Annotated in this window: 22 protein-coding genes; 6 read left to right on the forward strand and 16 right to left on the reverse strand. The window is 40.5% G+C overall.

Annotated elements, in window-relative coordinates:
- The first annotated feature begins 149 nt into the window (after positions 1–149).
- Together apbC and dcd are read left to right on the forward strand one after the other, a co-directional pair.
- Positions 150–1,226: an iron-sulfur cluster carrier protein ApbC gene (gene apbC / locus AN390_RS05970; RefSeq protein WP_055253252.1), complete on the forward strand. Its 1,077-nt coding sequence runs from the start codon at positions 150–152 to the stop codon at positions 1,224–1,226.
- Positions 1,227–1,232: 6 nt separating this feature from the next.
- Positions 1,233–1,820, forward strand: coding sequence for a dCTP deaminase (dcd, locus tag AN390_RS05975; protein WP_004587761.1), 588 nt, complete (start codon positions 1,233–1,235; stop codon positions 1,818–1,820).
- 92 nt (positions 1,821–1,912) lie between these two features.
- Here the strand turns inward: dcd and AN390_RS05980 are convergent, their stop codons facing one another.
- From AN390_RS05980 to AN390_RS05990, 3 genes are all read right to left on the reverse strand, one after another.
- Positions 1,913–2,572, reverse strand: a complete 660-nt coding sequence (locus AN390_RS05980; protein ID WP_055253254.1) for a type IV pili methyl-accepting chemotaxis transducer N-terminal domain-containing protein — start codon at positions 2,570–2,572, stop codon at positions 1,913–1,915.
- A gap of 98 nt (positions 2,573–2,670) precedes the next feature.
- Positions 2,671–3,453: a CLCA_X family protein gene (locus tag AN390_RS05985; RefSeq protein WP_055253256.1), complete on the reverse strand. Its 783-nt coding sequence runs from the start codon at positions 3,451–3,453 to the stop codon at positions 2,671–2,673.
- 16 nt (positions 3,454–3,469) lie between these two features.
- Positions 3,470–4,066, reverse strand: coding sequence for a tRNA-uridine aminocarboxypropyltransferase (locus AN390_RS05990; RefSeq protein WP_055253258.1), 597 nt, complete (start codon positions 4,064–4,066; stop codon positions 3,470–3,472).
- A gap of 137 nt (positions 4,067–4,203) precedes the next feature.
- On the opposite strand from AN390_RS05990, the gene AN390_RS05995 reads away from it, so the two are divergent.
- Positions 4,204–4,548 (forward strand): Hpt domain-containing protein, encoded by a 345-nt coding sequence (locus tag AN390_RS05995; protein WP_055253260.1) that lies wholly within the window; start codon positions 4,204–4,206, stop codon positions 4,546–4,548.
- Between the two features lie 264 nt (positions 4,549–4,812).
- Entirely contained in the window at positions 4,813–6,030 is a 1,218-nt protein-coding gene (locus AN390_RS06000; protein ID WP_004587766.1) for a pyridoxal phosphate-dependent aminotransferase, read from the forward strand.
- Between the two features lie 84 nt (positions 6,031–6,114).
- Here the strand turns inward: AN390_RS06000 and AN390_RS06005 are convergent, their stop codons facing one another.
- From AN390_RS06005 to AN390_RS06020, 4 genes are all read right to left on the reverse strand, one after another.
- Complete coding sequence (locus AN390_RS06005; RefSeq protein ID WP_004587767.1) at positions 6,115–6,582, reverse strand: glycine zipper 2TM domain-containing protein; 468 nt, start codon at positions 6,580–6,582, stop codon at positions 6,115–6,117.
- A gap of 218 nt (positions 6,583–6,800) precedes the next feature.
- Positions 6,801–7,418 carry a penicillin-binding protein activator LpoB gene (gene lpoB, locus AN390_RS06010; RefSeq protein ID WP_024032666.1) on the reverse strand — a complete coding sequence of 206 codons (618 nt, stop codon included), beginning with the start codon at positions 7,416–7,418 and terminating at the stop codon, positions 6,801–6,803.
- Positions 7,419–7,429: 11 nt separating this feature from the next.
- On the reverse strand, positions 7,430–7,855 hold the full coding sequence (locus AN390_RS06015) for a YcfL family protein (protein ID WP_024032667.1): 426 nt from the start codon (positions 7,853–7,855) through the stop codon (positions 7,430–7,432).
- Positions 7,856–7,863: 8 nt separating this feature from the next.
- Positions 7,864–9,228, reverse strand: coding sequence for a COG3014 family protein (locus AN390_RS06020; RefSeq protein WP_055253262.1), 1,365 nt, complete (start codon positions 9,226–9,228; stop codon positions 7,864–7,866).
- Between the two features lie 383 nt (positions 9,229–9,611).
- On the opposite strand from AN390_RS06020, the gene AN390_RS06025 reads away from it, so the two are divergent.
- Complete coding sequence (locus AN390_RS06025) at positions 9,612–10,484, forward strand: DMT family transporter (RefSeq protein WP_054982394.1); 873 nt, start codon at positions 9,612–9,614, stop codon at positions 10,482–10,484.
- A gap of 64 nt (positions 10,485–10,548) precedes the next feature.
- Here AN390_RS06025 and AN390_RS06030 read toward each other — a convergent pair whose 3' ends face one another.
- The 7 genes from AN390_RS06030 to AN390_RS06060 form a co-directional block, all read right to left on the reverse strand.
- On the reverse strand, positions 10,549–11,235 hold the full coding sequence (locus AN390_RS06030) for a M15 family metallopeptidase (protein ID WP_055253264.1): 687 nt from the start codon (positions 11,233–11,235) through the stop codon (positions 10,549–10,551).
- Positions 11,235–12,365 (reverse strand): succinyl-diaminopimelate desuccinylase, encoded by a 1,131-nt coding sequence (gene dapE, locus AN390_RS06035; protein ID WP_055253265.1) that lies wholly within the window; start codon positions 12,363–12,365, stop codon positions 11,235–11,237. The genes AN390_RS06030 and dapE overlap by 1 nt, the downstream gene beginning before the upstream one ends.
- Positions 12,365–12,709, reverse strand: a complete 345-nt coding sequence (locus AN390_RS06040; RefSeq protein ID WP_055019375.1) for an ArsC family reductase — start codon at positions 12,707–12,709, stop codon at positions 12,365–12,367. Before AN390_RS06040 ends, dapE begins: the two co-directional genes overlap by 1 nt.
- Positions 12,710–12,713: 4 nt before the next feature.
- Positions 12,714–13,211 carry a PTS glucose transporter subunit IIA gene (locus AN390_RS06045; protein WP_004587775.1) on the reverse strand — a complete coding sequence of 166 codons (498 nt, stop codon included), beginning with the start codon at positions 13,209–13,211 and terminating at the stop codon, positions 12,714–12,716.
- Positions 13,212–13,601, reverse strand: a complete 390-nt coding sequence (locus AN390_RS06050) for an ACT domain-containing protein (protein WP_004587776.1) — start codon at positions 13,599–13,601, stop codon at positions 13,212–13,214.
- Between the two features lie 226 nt (positions 13,602–13,827).
- Positions 13,828–15,987 carry a phosphate acetyltransferase gene (gene pta, locus AN390_RS06055; protein WP_055253267.1) on the reverse strand — a complete coding sequence of 720 codons (2,160 nt, stop codon included), beginning with the start codon at positions 15,985–15,987 and terminating at the stop codon, positions 13,828–13,830.
- A 2-nt stretch (positions 15,988–15,989) separates the two neighbouring features.
- On the reverse strand, positions 15,990–17,204 hold the full coding sequence (locus AN390_RS06060) for an acetate kinase (protein ID WP_055253268.1): 1,215 nt from the start codon (positions 17,202–17,204) through the stop codon (positions 15,990–15,992).
- Between the two features lie 300 nt (positions 17,205–17,504).
- Here AN390_RS06060 and yfbV point away from each other — a divergent pair, with 300 nt between their 5' ends.
- Positions 17,505–17,951 carry a terminus macrodomain insulation protein YfbV gene (yfbV, locus tag AN390_RS06065; RefSeq protein WP_024034026.1) on the forward strand — a complete coding sequence of 149 codons (447 nt, stop codon included), beginning with the start codon at positions 17,505–17,507 and terminating at the stop codon, positions 17,949–17,951.
- A 132-nt stretch (positions 17,952–18,083) separates the two neighbouring features.
- Here the strand turns inward: yfbV and AN390_RS06070 are convergent, their stop codons facing one another.
- On the reverse strand, positions 18,084–18,884 hold the full coding sequence (locus tag AN390_RS06070) for a putative RNA methyltransferase (RefSeq protein WP_029772082.1): 801 nt from the start codon (positions 18,882–18,884) through the stop codon (positions 18,084–18,086).
- The gene (locus AN390_RS06075; RefSeq protein ID WP_024034028.1) at positions 18,881–19,528 is read right to left on the reverse strand and encodes an energy-coupling factor ABC transporter permease; all 648 of its coding nucleotides are present in this window, start codon (positions 19,526–19,528) and stop codon (positions 18,881–18,883) included. Before AN390_RS06075 ends, AN390_RS06070 begins: the two co-directional genes overlap by 4 nt.
- Between the last annotated feature and the right edge of the window lies 1 nt (position 19,529).

A 19,529-nucleotide genomic window follows, 5' to 3' on the forward strand; every position in this document is an offset into this window, starting at 1 on the left:
CAAAAAAGGCGGTTATCATTAATTTATCCATAAGCTTTGGACTAACGGTACGCGCAGCTTATGGATTTTTGTTAATTGACTGGTGTTAATGCCCTGAATGTTACATAATTCTGTGGCACTTTTCATCAAAGAAACGCTATTTAATTGCTATGTTTGGACTGTCGAAACTATTCTCCTCTAAATCGGTGCAAAAACAACCGATTATTACTGCCTTAGCGGCGTATCGAAGCGCGGCATTTGCCGTAGGTATTGATGAAAGTTTTATTGATACCATTTCGCAAAATGACGATAAATCAATACACATTAAAATAACGCTGCCATTTGCGGCTCAATCAGAAATGCCGTTAGTTGAGCAGCACGTAAGTGAAAGTATAAATACACCGGTTACCATAGACTCTGTGGTGACTATAAAAGAGCCTGCAAAATTTAAAGCCATTAAACACATTGTGCTGATTGCCTCAGGTAAAGGGGGGGTAGGAAAATCCACGACCGCTGTTAATTTAGCTGGGGCGCTTAAAAACGAAGGCGCAAAAGTAGGGATTTTAGATGCTGATATTTATGGGCCATCTATTCCTATGCTTTTAGGGCTTGTGGGTGCAGAGCCACAAACCAAAGATAACAAACTGCTTCAGCCATTTGATGCCAACGGCATTAAAGCGCAATCAATCGGCTTTTTAGTGCCAAGTGATGACGCAACGGTATGGCGAGGGCCAATGGCATCGGGAGCGCTCAACCAATTATTAAACGAGACAGATTGGGGCGAACTTGATTACTTAATTGTTGATATGCCACCGGGTACGGGCGATATTCAGCTAACTATGAGCCAAAAGGTGCCTGCCAGCGGCACTGTTATTGTGACGACACCGCAAGATTTAGCCCTTGCCGATGCGCAAAAAGGCATTGCAATGTTTAATAAAGTTAACGTACCTGTGCTTGGGCTTATAGAAAATATGAGTCACTACATTTGTAGCCACTGCGGTGAAGCCAACCATGTATTTGGCAAAGATGGCGCAGAAAAACTTGCCCATAAACACGGCGTACCGGTGTTAAGCCATATTCCACTTGCCATAGATATTCGTGAATACTCAGAGCAAGGTAAATTAATCGCCAGCGATACCAGCGCGGCTATTAGCAACACATACAGCGCAGCGGCAAGACTGATTGCCAGCACGCTTTTTTATCAGCAGCACCAACACAGTGTTGAGATAGTGATAACGCAGGACTAAGAAAAAATGAGACTCTCAGATACCCATATTAAAGAATATTTAAGCGATGGCCGCATAGTGATTGAGCCTGCGCCGACTAATGAAATGATTTCGGGTGTGACAGCCGATTTGCGCTTAGGTAACAAATTTAGAACCTTTAACGCACATAACGCAGCGTACGTAGATTTAAGTGGCCCTAAAGATCAGTTAAATAAGGCTATGGAATCAATAATGAGTGAAGAGATTGAGCTTGCCGACGGCGAAGCTTTCTTTTTACACCCAGGTGAGCTGGCATTGGCCATTACCCATGAAAAAGTTACACTTCCTGCCGACATAGTAGGCTGGTTAGATGGTCGTTCATCACTTGCCCGCTTAGGTTTAATGGTGCATGTAACAGCGCACAGAATCGACCCAGGTTGGAGTGGTAATATTGTTTTAGAATTTTACAATTCAGGTAAGTTGCCACTAGCGCTGCGCCCAATGATGAAAATTGGTGCAATGAGCTTTGAAATGCTTTCAGGACCCTGCGAAAACCCATACAACATTCGTAAAGACGCAAAATATAAAGATCAAAGTAGTGCGGTAGCAAGCCGCATTAGCGACGATAACCTATAACAATATAAAACTATTAAGCGTTTAAATGGCTTTTTTTGCTAGCTTAAACGCTTAATAATTTATACCAATGTACATTATTGCTTAAACTGATATTAAATGTGTTTTTTATTTCTGGCTTTATAAACGAGTAAAAACTCGACTAATATAGATAATAAAATAACTATAATTACAATGCCTTGAATAGTGTGCAGCCTTTTAACCCTGTCAACACTCTCTTTTTCGTACTGCATAACTACCGTATTAAACGCTTTTAAAAGCGGCTCTTTTGCTAAAGAAAAAAAGCTTTCTTGCGCTGTATCTAAATTAAGTGTTTGTGTTTTTAACTTGAGTACTTCTTCAACTCTATCCGAAAACATACTTAATTTTTTATCGACATTAATAGGCTCTTTAAAATACATTGCTAACAACTCCTTAGATAGCGGGCTTTCATCGCCTAATACTTGCGCCCCATAATGCTCACTTAATAAGTATTTATGATTATTTTTTAAAGAGTTTAAAGCATTAATGGCAAGTAATTTAGAATCCTGCGAGCCATACATTAAGTACTCTAAAGTAAACATGCTCACCCGTTGCGAAAGCATTCTTTGTTGACCACTTACATTTACGAGTTTTCCAGTATCGGTTTGCGCTTCAATGACTTCATCAAGCATAAAGTGAATACAGATAGATAAAATTGCAATTACAGTTAAGGGAACAATATAAACAAAAGAGATAGCGCCATGCTTTTTATTTGAAAAATCAGTATTTACCATTTAATTGCTACTTATTTTAAAATTATTAATGCTTTAGGATAGGATAGATTAAATGTAAGATTTTTCACGTAATTAAAGTTTACAAGGTAGTTTGTGGCTTATTGAGATTTATGAAGTGCATAACCTAGTAGTTCAAAATACTTATTAAGCGCTTCATTTGCTTTATTAATATGCTGAGCACTTGGGTATATTAAATTACTGCTTTTTAAGCCACTAACCAAAAAGCTATTTTGAATAGTGCTGTGAGCATCTATACAGGCTTCAAAGCAGCGCGCGGCTAACTCCTCAGGCATACTCATGTAGTTCATGTTATGCGCTTGGTCGTGTTTTATGCACGTTTGTACAAATTCATTCGCATCTTCCCCATCAAAATCTAAAAACACGTTTTTGTAAAAATCGTTTAGCGCACTATTAAGTGGGTGCGATAAATTTGGCGTATTTGAAAGCCATAATTTTGATGCAAAACCAAAGCGAGGTTTTGCATTAAATAAATGCTCGCTTATATGGTGATCAAACGCATGAAACCATTCGTGAGCCAATGCGCCACCGCCGGCGTTTTTTGCTAAAGCAAGGGTTTGTGAAGCTGCGTTATAATGCGCTTGTACGCCTTTTTGACCACCATGCCCAAAGGCAAAATTTAGTTTGCCGCGCAGACCAATAGCTTTGGGCGGTAAATGTAATATTTGAGCAAGGTCGGCGAGGGCGTCGTAAATTAAGTTTGCACTAATAAAATGCTCTTCTTTGGTCACCCATTTTCCTACAACCATAGATCTAAAGCCAAAGGTGTCTCTAATATCACTAAAGTCAACTTGGTCGTCAAAGCGGTAGTCTGGCCCTTTACGAGTGAATCCGCGTTTTAATCTGTTTGGGTAATTACGCATTTACATTTAATGGTGGCTAATTTAAGTAACGTGCTTTTACGTGTTCGGGCATGTGTTGGGTTTGTTTTTGTATTAATTCATCTAATAAATTATAAAGTGGAGCAGGGTTTAACTGCTCTATTAACAACAAACTATGTGCAACGGCCTCAAGCGTAGAAAGACTGTCGGCTCTAGGGGCTTTTCGAATAGCGTAACGGCTTTGCGGTAACTGCTTAAAGCTCACTGTTTTAAATTTAGTGAGTAGCGGGGTCAGCTGCAAAATTTTATAGGCTTTTTTCCAGGTGCCATCAATCACGACCAAATGCGTAATGTTACTTAAGGCTTGCTTTGGGTTTGTATCATCTAAGTTGGTGGCGTGCTCATTAGGGTAGAGCAGTACCGTGGACTTAACAGGTAAAGAGTTGAGCATGGCAAAGTCGGTGTTATTTTCCCCTTTGATTATTTTACAGTCAGTTAGGCTCAAATTAAGCAATTTTGCCGTGTTTTTCGCTATTTTTTCTTCACTGGGGTGTTGTAGAATAACCACGCTAACTTTATTTGTTAAACGTTTAATGGCCCCGCATATACAGGTAGAGGGCGTAAACAAACAGCGTTCACAAACTTGGCGAGTCATTAATTAAACTTTTTATTGCGAGTGTATTTTGATAATTATACATTTATAAAGTAATAAAGTTGGATTTTTTTACGCATAGATATACAGTAATACTATTAATTATAAAATGACACGGAATGTTTAGAAGGGCTTAAAATATGACAGAAGTACAAATAGATGAGGCTGCTTTAGAAAGTATGCAGTCGTTACTTGGTGAGCAGTTTAAAGATACACTTGAATTTTGCTGCAGTGAATTTGAGCGCCTTGGTAATGAAGTAATTGCAACCATTGGTAACGATAAAGAAGCGGCGATTCGTCATGCCCATAGTTTAAAGTCGAACGCGGCACAGTTTGGTGCCACGAGTTTATCTGATGTAGCCCGTGATATTGAGCTTAATCTAAATCAAGATAACTTAGCGCAAGCTGTTACTGCATCAACTGATTTATTGGCGCAAGTAAGTGCTTCGCAGGCCCAATTAAGAGCGTGGGTAGAGTCTAATTAACTTTATTTGTTAACGTGAATTTATTTCAGTATTAAGCAACTAATTACGCTGGCATTTTACGCCTTTACTAGGGTAGTCTTAGACTTTACTAGGGCGTGTTTGGCCTCTCGATAATAAATTTGATCACGCATTGCCCAAGGACCACCCTTGGGCTAGTAACACAATTTTACCGAGCCCATTAGGTTATAACCCTCACATTGAATAAAACCCACTCCTAGTTAATTATTTTTTTCCATAAAGCCAGTTCGCCCCAAAGAGGTAAAAATGTCAGATATTAAAAAGAGTCACAAATTAGAAGGTGTATGTTATGACATTCGTGGACCGGTTTTAGCACAAGCCAAAAAAATGGAAGACGAAGGTCAAAAGGTACTAAAGCTTAATATTGGTAACCCTGCGGCGTTTGGTTTTGATATGCCAGAGGACATGCACCGCGATATTATTCGTAATTTGTATTCGGCCCAAGGCTACTGCGACTCTAAGGGGTTATATTCAGCCCGTGTAGCGGTTTATCAACATTACCAGCAACGAGGTTTACATAACTTAGATGTAGATAATATTTATATTGGTAATGGGGTGAGCGAGCTTATTCAAATGATCACCCAAGCGTTATTAAATAACGATGATGAAGTGCTTATTCCTGCGCCTGATTACCCTCTGTGGACCGCGTCAGTTAAATTAGCAGGCGGCAACCCTGTTCATTATTTATGTGATGAAGAGCAAGATTGGTTTCCGGATATTGCCGATATAAAAAGTAAAATTACGTCCAAAACAAAAGCGCTTGTACTAATTAACCCTAATAACCCAACCGGCGCGGTTTACAGTGACGATTTACTTTTAGAGTTAATTAATGTGGCGCGCGAGCATAAGCTGTTATTGCTTAGCGATGAAATTTACGAAAAGATTTTATACGATGGCATCACCCACACTTCAATTGGTGCGCTATGTGACGATGTGCCCATTATTACCTTTAATGGCTTAGCTAAAACCTACCGTGCGGCAGGTATTCGAATGGGCTGGATGGTACTAAGCGGGCGCACCTCAGCAATGGAAGATTTACGCAAAGGGCTAGATATTTTATCGTCTATGCGTTTGTGTGCCAATGTACCCGCGCAATATGCGATACAACAAGCGCTAGGGGGGGTGCAATCAATAGATAGCTTAATCGACCCAGGCGGGCGATTATATGTTCAGCGCGATATTGCTTGGCGTGGGCTTAATGCTATTGAAGGGATAAGCTGTAAAAAGCCAAAAGGGGCGCTTTACGCCTTTGCTAAGGTAGATACGGCTCATTTTAATGTCACTGATGATGAAAAAATGATGTTTGATTTACTAAAAGCAGAAAAAATATTGTTAGTGCATGGGCGTGCATTTAATTGGCCAGAGCCTGATCACTTTAGGTTAGTGTTTTTACCTAACAAAGACGATTTATCGAGTGCGATGCTTAAAATGCAGCGCTTTTTTAAAGACTATCGCCAAGTTTAGTTAATTCCAACTAATGCGCTGTAAAATAAAAAACGAGCTTAAATAGCTCGTTTTTTATTTACGCGATAATGCTGATAGGGCTTATTAGTACGCGCGGTCAACTCTTACAGTATTATCACTTAAATAGACCAACCGTACGTTATCACCTTTACTAAAGCGCATTGACTGGTCTTGGTCTTGTACCACCATGTATTGATCGCCGTTTTCTACCTGAATCAATAACTCTACTAGGTGTGTTTGCTTATAATAGCTTTTTTGCTGATTATTATGCGCCACGCTTCCGCCAATGACTGAGCCTAAAATAGTGGCGACGGTACGACCGCTCCCACCACCAAATTGATTACCGACAACACCCCCGAGTAGGGCGCCGCCAAAGGTTTTCCAGCCATTGTTTTTGTCTTGCACAAGCTCTTGTTCGGTAATTTTACGTACAGATTTTACATCGCCAAATAAAACCTGTTGTACAGGCACGGCTTTGTTTCGCTCATAGTTAGCAAAACTTGGTGCACTGAGTGTAAGCAATGCACACATTGCTATGGTTAAGGCTTTCATAGGTGTCTCCTATTGGTGTTACGCAAAGGCAATATTTTTGCCTTTGCGTGGAAATGTATACCAATGCGCAAAAATACTTAAATATTTTGGGGCTAAACGTGTCACTACCGGTGTTAAAAATTCTCATTTAAAAACAAACTAAATAGTATTTTCTGCCGAACTCTCAACGCGTTTATCCAGCCTCAAAATAGATCAGTTAATTAAGCTAATTGGTACTATTACCAACCAAATGTCGATTTTTCTTTTGTTTTACGAATTTCAGTTTCGTCTGCCCACTCGACTAGACCGCTTTGCATATCCATTAAGCGCATTGTAAATTTGTAATACACATCTGATTTATCAGCATTTGATTTAACAATGCTCGATAAGTTGCCGTACAACATGTATTGCGCACCAATTTGTTTACCAAAGGCAACTGCGGTGGCAGGGTTTACAAGGGCATCTTCGTTTTGAAAGTTAAGCTGCTCACGTACTGATTCAACACGGGTCATGTCAACAAAACGAAACTTACCGCTGCGCAACAGTTGCGTAGAGATTGAGTCGGTAATAGATTCAGTGTCTATGTGTTCACTGGTTTTATTTTTAATGCGCTCAACAAATACCACAGGGCGTTTGTTTTGGGTCATTGTGCCAATAACCGGCGAGCTAAGTAGTGAGTCGGTCATTTGGCTGGCTACTTTTTGTAAATCGGTAGAGCCAAAGTTTATATCGGTGGTTTCTACTGCTTGCGCGTCGCCATAACTAACTACGGCTTTATTGGCACAACCGCTTAAAATGAGTGCGCTGAGGCCAATAACTGCATAACTCGATAACGTTTTAAATTGTGTAGTGATCATTTTTATAACCCTTATTCTTTAAATTCTTGTGCGTCGGTAGACACTTCTCTTACAGCGAGCGAAAATGTAACCGCATCCGGTGTTGGCGCTAAGCCGGGTAATTGTGTTTTAGAAAAACCAAACAGTGTTAAGGCTTGCCAAGGTGAGTGGTTTCCTTTAATTACAAACCCGTCTTTGTCGTACCAATTAAACTGATACTGTAAATATTGCGACTTTTTATATTGGCTGCTTAGTGTTACTACCACGTCGGTTAACTGGTTTGTTTGGCGTGTTTTAACGTCGGTAATGGCAAGCTTTTCACCTAGAGCAGGATTATCAACATGTAACTGCTCGTTAAATGTATTTTTGCTTTGCTCAACCGAAATGCCTGATGTATCAGGTTGGCTTGCACATGCCCCAAGCATTAATGCAGCCACTAATGGCAAAGTATATTTCATGATGACTCCTAGAGTTGAACCACATGGTAGTTAAAATAGTTATTAATAGAGGTTAGGTAAATTAAGGTTAACCCTTGCTTACTAACGATAAAATTAATAGGCGCATGGTTGCCTATTAAAAGTGTATGCGACCCTGCATTTAAACTGCTACGTGCCATGCTTATTTGATTAGGTAAAGTGAGCCAGCTACGTGTATCAGCCTGCTCAGACGCCAAATTATAAATATTAGCAATGATATTGCCTACATCGCCTGTGCTACGTGCAAGCTCTGCGCGCACTTTTTCTTTGGCTACTAAGCGTAATACTTGCCTAGATACGCGAGCCGGTATTTGTTGCTCTAATGTTTTAGCCGCTAATGCTTCTATATGCACTAACGGGTTGAGCTCTAAATTTTTCGAACCTATATTTACGCCATTAATATTAGCTATAAACGCATTATCTTTATAAACCGGCATTGCTAAACTGTAAAAACGCGCATCGCCACCTGAGGTATAAATAGGCAAGCGTAATTTAAATTCATCTTGTTTAGGCACTAAGCCTTGTTCAACCAATATAACCACTTCACCGTGATTAGCATGAAGGGGCTTTAATGGGCTAAAGCGGCGCTCAAACTCTTCTAAATCTTGGTTAAAACCTTGCTTTTTAGCTAATCGCATTACATCTTGCTGTAAGTAGTGATTGTCAGGTTGAATCTCTAATGCTTTTTTATAATCAATGTAGGCATCATCGTATTGTTTATCACTTTGGTACAACAGCGCAGACAAATAAAACGTAAAGGCATTTTGAAAACCATTTTTAATACCGCGTGTCACATTACTCATACTTGGGTAATGCTGTTGTGCTTGCTCTATTGTGTCGTTTATTTGTGTTTTATTATCAGCAAGCGCATCGACTTGTACTTTGTTAGCGCGACGTATTTCAACCAAGGCACCTTCTAAATCACTGTTGTATACATAATTAAGTGCTTTGTAGCTATGTAGCATGCTCATTTCATATGCCGGTGGTACATAAGTAATAGCAGAGTCGTTAGTAAATAAGGCGTTACTTTGTTCAAGCCCTGCACTTAATTGAATTTTTGCTGCTTCTCGTTTTGTTTGTACCTGGGCGTATACGTTTTCAAATTGTTGTTGTGAAAGACTTTGCTCGTTAGCAAGGTCTTTTAAACGGGCTTGCTCTAATTGGTTAAGTAAATAGCTACTGTGTAACTTACTATTGTTGGCAATAAGTGATTGAGCCTGTTCAATATTGTTATTTTGAATTGCGTTTCTTACAGGCGTCATTTGGCTTGCATAGTCGTTAAATAAATCATTAAAGCCTATGGTGCTGCATCCACTTAATATAAAACAAACACTTAAAATTATACTTTGGCGCACTGAGCACTCCTATATAGTTAGGTTTTAAAGATTAACATACTCTGGTTTTGGATTTGTGTGAAATAGTGTAAAAAAGCGTAGCCTACTTTAGGGTATATAGACCTGTGAGGATTTAAAAATTATCCTCCCTAAGGTCAGCGCGCGTTAGTTAAATTACGTGTATTTAAGGTAGGCAAATCATCATGAATAGCTTGTGAATACCAGAGGATAGACGCTTAATTACAGCAATTTAGCAGTATATAAAGTTATAATGCTGCGAATAAGATTAGAGTAATTACAACAATGCCGCTTTACAGCTAAATGGCTCAGCTGTTTAAATACAGCGCTGGCTGAGCAAGCCAATTTAAAGCATCTCATTATAAGGTTTTAGTTAAGGAGCGATTTTGAAAGCCACTTTATACACCCTCGTTGCATTAATAGCCTTTGCGGCAAATTCTTTACTTTGCCGTATGGCGTTAGCGCAAGGTTATATTGATGCGTGGAATTTTACAATTATCAGGCTCGTAAGTGGTGCCGTGTGTTTAGGCTTAATTATGGCTGTATATACGTATAACCTTAAGCGTAAGGGCGCGCTGAATGATGCTATTTTAAGTGATACCGGTAGTTGGCGAAGCAGTATTAGTTTATTGGTATATGCACTTTGTTTTTCTATTGCTTATATAGAGCTAGATACAGGCACCGGTGCGCTTATTTTATTTTCAGCGGTGCAACTTACCATGATTGGTTGGGGCATATATAAAAAAGAGCAGCTGAGTAAATTGCAGTGGGGGGCTTTTTTTGTCGCGTTAGCTGGATTTGTGTATTTAATGTTGCCTTCTGCCGCTGTGCCTTCTTTGTTAGGGGCCTCGCTTATGGCGTTAAGTGGTGTTGCATGGGGCGTTTACAGTATACGTGGTAAAGCGTGTGTATCGCCGCTGCGGACCACCGCCTTTAACTTTATAAGAAGCTTAGTGGCTATTCCTGTTTTATTACTTGTAGCAATAGGCTATTTAAAAACAGTAAGTATGCAAGGTGTGTTACTAGCGTGCGCCTCGGGCGCCATTGCATCAGGCATTGGTTACAGTATTTGGTATGTGGCCATGCCGCTACTAAAAAGCACGCAAGCGGCGGTTGTACAGTTATGCGTGCCTGTACTAGCTGCTATTGCAGGTATGTTGTTTTTATCTGAGCAGGTAACAGTGGAGTTTATTATTGCAAGCTCACTAATACTTGGCTCGGTATTGGTGTTTATATTAAATAAGCATACAGCGCGGTAATGCCAATAAAAGTTGCCACGTTTTATCAGTACTGATGGCTTTTAAAGTGAATAAAAGCCCGCTATTAAGGCGGGCTTACATTTGTTATAAAACGTTTATATAGCGCGGGTAAATTATCTAAAATAGCTGACTTACCCTCTAAATCGCTGTTGCTTATACATTCGTAAAGCATCGCTTCACTCAATGTGTTTACTAACCGCTGAGATTGCTTAATATGGCTAATATGCCAAAGTTCAGGTGCTACGCCGCCTAAATCCTGTTTGTAGGGGCGATAAAAACCATATTTAGCTAGATTTTTATCAAGCCACTGGCTGAGTGGCGCAAATGGCCCACCATGTTGGTATTCATCAGGGGTAAGTTGCAGCTTATAGTCATCGTTAATTGCAGCGGTATCATACACATCAAGGTCGGTACCTAAATGATGCCGACTAGCCCCTGGCAAGGCAGAGTAGAGCATAATAGCCGTGCATTTTTCCAGCTCATTTAGTTGGCTTAAATCCACTACCTGTTGCTGTTTATTAAAAATAGGGCGTATACCTAAAAACTTGTTATTCCAAATCATAGCTTGGCGATTAAAATCGCGAAAACTTGAGGCAATAGTCAACTCAAAACCAGCATTTTTAGCGCCATTTTGCAGGGCTAAAAAGTCATCAATAATATCAGTATGTAACCGATGCGATTGAATCTCAGTGAGGTGTGTATCACTTTGTCCAGTGATACACATTGCTAATGTATTGGTATCGAGTGCCATTAGGTTAACAATTGCTCTAAAATTTGCTCGTAAATATCAGCTAAAGCGATTAAATCATCGGTGCTTACACATTCATCTACTTTATGAATAGTGGCGTTGCGCGGGCCTAGTTCAATCACTTTTGCGCCTGTTTGCGCTATAAAGCGCCCATCTGATGTACCCCCGGTGGTTTCGAGGTTAGTGGTTAACCCCGTGACAGATTTAATCGCATTTACAGTGGCATCAACTAACGGACCATGCTCGGTAATAAACGGCAAGCCATTTACTATCCAGCTTAATTCGTAGTTTAAGTCATGCGTTTGTAAAATAGCATTAACCCGTTCTTGTAGTTGCTGATGAGTTACTTCGGTACTAAATCTAAAATTAAATTGCACCTCAAGCTCGCCCGGTATGACATTCCCGGCCCCCGTGCCACCATTTATATTTGATACCTGGAAGCTGGTTGCAGGGAAAAATTCATTGCCGTTGTCCCACACTGTTTGGCTCAGTTCAGTAATGGCGGGGGCAGCCAAATGAATTGGGTTTTGTGCTAAGTGGGGGTAGGCTACATGGCCTTGCACACCTTTTACTTTTAAAAAGCCAGTAAGGGAGCCACGACGGCCATTTTTTACTACATCACCGAGTACATCTCGCGATGAAGGCTCACCCACTAAGCACATATCAATTTTTTCGCCGCGTGCTTCAAGCGTGTCTATTACTTTGGTTGTGCCGTTGATAAAGGGGCCTTCTTCATCGGAGGTAATTAAAAATGAGATAGAGCCTTTGTGATCAGGGTTTTTAGCCACAAAGCGCTCAGTAGCAACAAGCATTGCCGCCAGAGAGCCCTTCATATCAGCTGCGCCTCGGCCATGCAGCAAACCATCTTCAATTAAGCCTGAAAATGGCGGGTGCTGCCAGTTTTGTGCAGGTCCTGTAGGGACTACATCGGTATGACCAGCAAAACAAAAGTGTGGCGACTGGTTTCCTTTTCGGGCCCATGTATTGAGTGTATCGGTAAAAAATAACGACTCAATATTAAAGCCTAGGGCTTTTAAACGCTCGTTCATCATTGATTGGCAACCCGCATCTTCAGGGGTTACCGACTCGCGCTGAATAAGCGCTTGTGCAAGTGCAATTACTTCATGTGTCATTATTTAAATATCTCATCGTATTGCGCAGCTTTAAAGCCTAAGTGGTAGCTGTTGTCATTAACAAGCACTGGGCGCTTGATCATAGCTGGTTGCTCTACAAGTAATGTTATAGCAGTGTCTTTGCTTAGGTTTTGCTTTTGCTCATCACAGAGTGCGCGATAGGTTGTGCCACGCTTATTAACTAATTGCTCCCAGTCAATATGCTCAGCAAATTCACTTACAAGCTGCTCGTTTACACCGTCTTTTCGGTAATCGTGAAAGGTAAAATCTATGTTGTTGTCGGCGAGGTATTTTTTGGCTTTTTTAATGGTGTCGCAATTACTAATGCCGTAAAGAGTGATCATAGGTTTAGTTCTTCTTAATAATAGTTAAAAGGGGGTCTACACCCGCATTTACTTGCGTGTGTGAATAATGAAAAGTGCCTAAGTTATGGCCATTTAATAGCACCAAGCTGGCTAGTAAGGGCGATTTAAGTTCGCGTAAATCAAAGTAAGCTAAGCGCTGCCCTTTACTTATTTTGCTGCCATTTAGCTGTGCAATATGTGTGTGTGTAATAGGCTGCTGCGCCGGTAGTGACAAGTTAATGAGAACCTTTAAACCGTTATTTGCTTGGAGAATAAATTCACATCCTGCATTTTTAACCTGCACTAGAGTGCCATCAAAGGGCGCTAAAATTTTATGATTACTTAGTGCAACCAACATGGTTGGCCCAAGGGTAGAAAATTTAAAAAAGGGCTCAGGGTGCAGGTTCAAATCAATGACTTTGCCGCTAAAGGGGCTGGTAATTTTTAATGCGCTGGCGGGGAGTTTATTTTGCGCTAAAAACTCGATAGAGGCTGCTCTCATTTATTGATCTACTACTAAATTGTAGCCATCGTTTTTAAGTGCAGTGATGGCTTGCTGCGCAGTGTGTTTTTTTACCAAAATATAATCTGTGTCGTAGGTTGAGATGGAAAAAATAGAAATATTAGCCTTTGCAAGCACGCCAGATATATTGGCCATAATCCCCGTTAAAGAAAACCCCAACGGGCCAACCACTTCAAGTGCTTGCCAATCAGGCTCTGTATCTAAACACTCAATAGCAAAATGACTAGGGCAAACAATAGAAAGCTCATCGTGAGTTTTAGAAATAAAAAATAGGGGTAATTTTAATAGCGCTACAGGAATGTCTGCATCCACTTCTAAACTATGAATTGACAACAGCGTGCTGTGTAATTGTAATGTTTGTTTTGACATTAATAACCTGCAAACAGCGTATAGAGTCAGTTAATAGTATAGATTATTGGCTTTAAATTAAAGGTGTAACAGCCACTAAAATAAAGGCTGTGTGGCTGTGGGTAATAAGGATTTAAAACTTACCCACAATTTCTGTGGATAAGTATGGGAATTGGTAGGTATAAATAGCCTAACTAACTAATTAATAAGTAAATATTAGCTAGGCTATAAAAAGCACTAGTTTGATTTAGGCGTTTTCGAGCGCTTCAACTTGAGCTGCTTGAATAGCCGTAAGTGCAATGGTGTACACTATGTCATCGACTAATGCGCCACGGCTTAAATCGTTAACGGGCTTTCGCATACCTTGTAGCATAGGCCCTATGCTGATTAGATCGGCACTACGTTGTACGGCTTTGTAGGTTGTGTTACCGGTATTAAGGTCTGGGAAAATAAATACCGTAGCTTTACCGGCTACTGGGCTATTTGGTGCTTTTTTAAGAGCAACATTTTCCATAATCGCAGCGTCGTATTGCAATGGCCCATCAATAATTAAATCAGGACGTTTTTGTTGAGCAATTTGCGTGGCTTCACGCACTTTTTCAACATCGGCGCCAGAGCCAGAAGTACCTGTGCTGTAGCTTATCATGGCAACACGTGGCTCTATGCCAAACGCGGCTGCAGAGTCGGCTGACTGAATAGCGATATCTGCTAATTGTTCTGCATTAGGGTCGGGGTTAATTGCACAGTCGCCATATACCAGTACTTGGTCAGGCAGCAGCATAAAAAACACAGACGATACAAGTGATGACCCTGGAGCGGTTTTAATTAACTGCAGCGGTGGGCGAATTGTATTAGCTGTTGTGTTAACAGCGCCAGATACTAAGCCATCGACTTTACCTTGCTCAAGCATCATAGTGCCCAGTACAACATTATCTTGTAATTGCTCTTGTGCTACGACTTCTGTTAAGCCTTTGTTTTTACGAATTTCGACCATAGGTGCAACATAGTCGTTAATCACCGATTTTGGCTCAACAATACTTACATGTTCGTTAAGCTCAATACCTTGTTGCTCGGCAATACGCATTATTTCATCGCGATCGCCAAGTAATACTGTTTTGGCAATACCACGTTGTCCACAAATAGCCGCGGCTTTAATAGTACGCGGCTCATTTCCTTCAGGAAGTACCACTGTTTTAGCTGCTTTACGGGCTTTATCTGTAAGTAAATAACGAAACGCAGGAGGAGAGAGCTTACGTGTTTTACCAACATTTTTTGCAAGCGTATCGAGCCAATCAGAATCGATATATTCTGCGTTGTGATCTTTTACTTTTTCAATACGTTGGTCATCATCGCTTGGTACTTCCATATTAAAATTATGCAGTAGTAATGATGTACGCCAAGTATCGGCCTCTGTGGCTAAAATAGGCAAGCCTGTTTGCATTGCTTGTTCACACAGCGCCATTATACGCGGCTCTGGTTCAAAACCACCGGTAAGTAAAATAGCACCAATTTTAGTGCCGTTCATGGCCGACAAACACGCAGCGACTAAAATATCTGAACGATCGCCCGGGGTGACTAATAATGCGCCCGGTGTAAAGTGGTTCAAAATGTTTGATACAGTACGCGCACAAAATGTAATACGGCGTAAGCGACGGTGTAGCATGTCGCCTTCGTTAATTATGGTGGCTTTTAAATACGCGCTTAAATCTTTAACGCGCGGCGCAACTAAATCAAAGTCCCACGGGATGGCGCCTAACAGCATAAATGGGTTTTTTCTAAAAATAGGTAAAGAAGCTAAACGGTTTAATTCGTTATCGAGCTCTTCTGCTTTGTATGAATCGACCAAATCAGCGCGGGCGCGGCCTTCTTCATCAAGCGGGGCATTCACTTTGTTAAAAATACAGCCTAAAACACGCGGGTGATCAATGCCACCATAATACCCAGCAGCAATTTCTAAACGGTCTTCAATTTGCGTAATGGTGTAATTACCAGGGGTTAATACAAATACAATATCGGCACCCAGAGTTTGGGCTATTTCGCGGTTTACACGCCCTGCGTAAGGTTGGCGGCGAGTAGGCACCATGCCTTCAATAATAGCCACTTCGTCATCGTTAATTTTACTTTCAAAGCGCTCTACTATTTCTTCAAGTAAATCATCGCCTTTACCATCTCCAATCATTTGCTCTGCATAGCTTAATGCAAAGGGAGTTGGTGGGGTAATTGATGAGCCTTGCATAATAATTTGAGTCGACTTTTCAGGGCCTGTTTCACCCGTACGTGGTTGGGCAATTGGCTTGAAAAAGTTAACTTTCACGGTTTTTTGCTCAAGCGCACGCACTAACCCGACAGAAACAGATGTTAAACCAACACCCGTAGAAACCGGAATTAACATAATACGACGTGCCATAATTAAAGCTCCTTCACAATGTTAGCGGCATCAAGGGCAATTACCCATTCTTCATTAGTTGGCATTACAACCGCTTTAGTGATCGTGTTGTCAGAGCTAATAATGCCTTCATTACCAAATCGCGCATCTAAGTTGGCTTGTTTATCGCAATCTAGGCCTAAAAACGCCAGTTGTGTGATTACTTTTTCGCGGATAATATCTGAGTTTTCGCCTATACCACCGGTAAAAATAAGCGCATCTAACTGCTGTAATGGCACCATGTAGGCGGCAATTTGTTTAGCAAGGCGGTAGCAAAAAATGTCAAGTGCAAGGGCGGCTTTTTCATGGCCAGCTACAGCGGCTTCTTCTATGGTTCTGCAGTCGTTAGACAGTTCACTAATACCTAACAAACCACTTTCTTTATTAAGTAAGTTGTCGATTTGTTTTGCATCATAATTAAGTTGTGTTGTTAAAAAGTTAAATAAACCAGGGTCGATATCACCACTGCGGGTGCCCATTACTAACCCAGCAAGCGGGGTTAAGCCCATGCTAGTATCTACACTTTTACCGCCTTTAATTGCACACACAGAACAACCATTACCTAAATGCGCACTAATAAAATTGCTTTGCTCAACAGGCTTATTAATTAATTTAGCGGTTTGGCCTGCTACATAATAGTGGCTTGTGCCGTGCATACCGTAACGGCGAACACCGTGCTCTGTGTATAGCTTGTAAGGGAGTGCATATAAGTAGGCTACTTTATCCATGGTTTGATGAAATGCAGTGTCAAAAACAGCAACCTGTGGCAAACCAGCAAACGAAGCCTGCGCTGATGAAATACCCAGTAAGTTTGCATGGCCATGTAAAGGGGCAAGGCTTGAAGCATCTGAAATACCCGCAATAACTTTTTCATCCACTAATGCAGATTGAGTAAAGTGCTCACCACCGTGTACAACACGATGGCCTACGGCAATTAAATGCTCATCTAAGTGGTGATCTTTAATTAGGCTTACAAGCGTATTAATGGCTTCATCATGCGCCTGATTAGCAGCTAAGGTGATAACGGTTTTATCACCTTGGTATTTATATTTAATAGATGGATTTTCTGAACCTAGGCGTTCAGCTAAGCCCGAAATAATTTCATGCCCGTTATCAGCATCAATAATGGCAAATTTTAAACTCGAACTACCACAGTTTAATACTAAAACGTGTTGTGATTTAGAGGGCGTAGTTGGCATAGATACAGTTTCCATAAACAATAAATTTAGTAAGTGTACGTTAAGATATGAACAATACACTTATGGTGCAAATTAAAGGTAAACTTAGCCACCATATAGGTGATAAAAAAGCGACTAAAGTCTAATTTATAAGATGAGTATTTTAACCCAGTTAATAAATTTAGTTTAGTGTTTAGTTGCTTATATATACAAAAACAATAACTTTTACTGCTAAAGTGTGAAGCTATTTATTTGTGTTACACTTACAGGCAGTGGCAAGCAGGCGCTACGGGTTTAAAAGTTTAGATGTGAGGAGTCATGATGCAAAAAAGTGTGATGTCACAATTACAAACGGGTAGGGCATATGCAAAAAAATGGCCTATGCGTAAAGAGTTAGCACCGTTGTTTAACGAATTTAAAGTAATTAAGGCAACCGAGCTGGCAATTACTGTAATGCCAATATTAGCCATGCTTACGTTATTTTTTCAGCTTAACTATTTAGGCCCCGATTTTTTACCGCAAGCGATTGCCAGTGCATTGTTTTTTTTATCGTTGCCGTTGCAAGGCTTGTTTTGGTTAGGTAAGCGAGCCGAAACACCATTAGAACCGAGCATGCAAAAATGGTACAACGAGTTATATACCAAAATGGTGGCAAATGGCTATCAAGCCCAAATAAGCGAAAACAAGCCCCGTTATATGGAACTTGCACACTTATTAAAAGACATGTTTGATAAAATGGATAAAGCGTTTACTAAAGAGCAATTTTAGAGCGCATTTATCTATAAGTGTATGAGCAGAGCGCACGCTTTGCTCTATTTATTTATAACACTCCCTCTGGCATATGAGCTGACTCAATATAGCCTGTTAGTAATTTCCTCACAAACACTCGTTATTAAAACATCAATCGGCTTTACTAAACTCGGTAATGTAAAACGATAGGGTGACGCTTTGGGCGCCTTTTTCTTCAAGAGTTTGCCAATGTTCAGGTCTAAATTTCCACGCAAATGGTGTCATCATTATTAAATTTTTAATATCTGAAAAATTAAGCGTAACCTGCTCTGTAATGAGCTTTTGATCTGCTTTTATAAAGCCGCTTGGCGTGTCAATTTCAGTGTGTTTTGCTACATCTGCATAAATATATTCTTTAAGCTCTTTTAAATGCCACGGCCCTGGGCTTGCAACTACTAATGTGGCATTTGGCGCTGCTAAACGCGCCAGCTCTTGCTCAAACAGAGGCGCAAAAACACTCAGTAATACGTCAGCAGTGCCTGACTTAAAAGGCGCCTGGCTAATTGATGCAACGCTAAAATGACATTGTGGGTATCGCTTTGCTGCATATTTTACGGCTGATTTAGAAATATCGACGCCGTATACCTGCGCCTCTATTTTATCGGCAATGGCATGAGTATAAAATCCTTCGCCGCAGCCTAAATCTATTAGCACGTTTGGTTTGCGCTCACTAATTATATTACTTAGTGCGCGCTGTAAAAATGCGTAAAAGCCTTGCTCTAAAAAAGCACGTCTTGCTTGTACCATTTCAAGCGAATCACCCGGTTGCTTTGAGTTTTTGTGTTGCACCGGTAATAAATTTACATAGCCTTCTTTGGCAAAGTCGAAGGTGTGATTATTGTCACATCTAAGTGATGAATTATGTTTTAAAAGTGCGTGGTTACATAAAGGGCATTGGTATTGCAGACTCATGAGTCTAGGTAGTCCTTATCATAAAAAGTTTTGACCCAGTGTGGCCGATAAGTGATCAAAAGCGTAATGGCCATACCGTTGAGCATTGCCTCAGGAAACCAAATGATAGCACTTAGGTATACGTAATTATCTGCCAATTCTTGCCAATTATATTGCCCTATAAGCAAATAAAACAAAGCCCCTAAGCTTATTTTTAGACATGCAATAAAGCCTGCCAATATAAAAGAGCATACAAAAATATAAACAAAAAAGTGACGCGGTAAATACTGATAACTCATTATAAAGCCAAGGTAGCTTAATAATGTAGGAATAAATGCACCAAACAGTATTTGCATGGGCAAAAGGTTAAGATCAATGTTTGCAAAAGCCGCCAATAGGGCACTGGCCAGCAGGCTACTTAAAATAGCAAGGCGCCACCCTAAAATTAGCGTTGCGGCAGTTACACCTAAAATGTGTAAATCAAGACCGCTTAAAATACCCGCTTTAATTTGCCATAACATGGCAAACACTAACGCACACGCAAGTACCCCTATTTGCCGTGCAGGCGTTTTATAAAGTGCTTTATAGGTATTTTTTTCTACGCTTATAAAGGTAATAATTAAAACAAGGGCCCAAAGTAGCCCTTGCATTTTAAGCGTTAACATA

Source organism: Pseudoalteromonas sp. P1-11 (assembly GCF_001399995.1).
Taxonomy (GTDB): domain Bacteria; phylum Pseudomonadota; class Gammaproteobacteria; order Enterobacterales; family Alteromonadaceae; genus Pseudoalteromonas; species Pseudoalteromonas atlantica.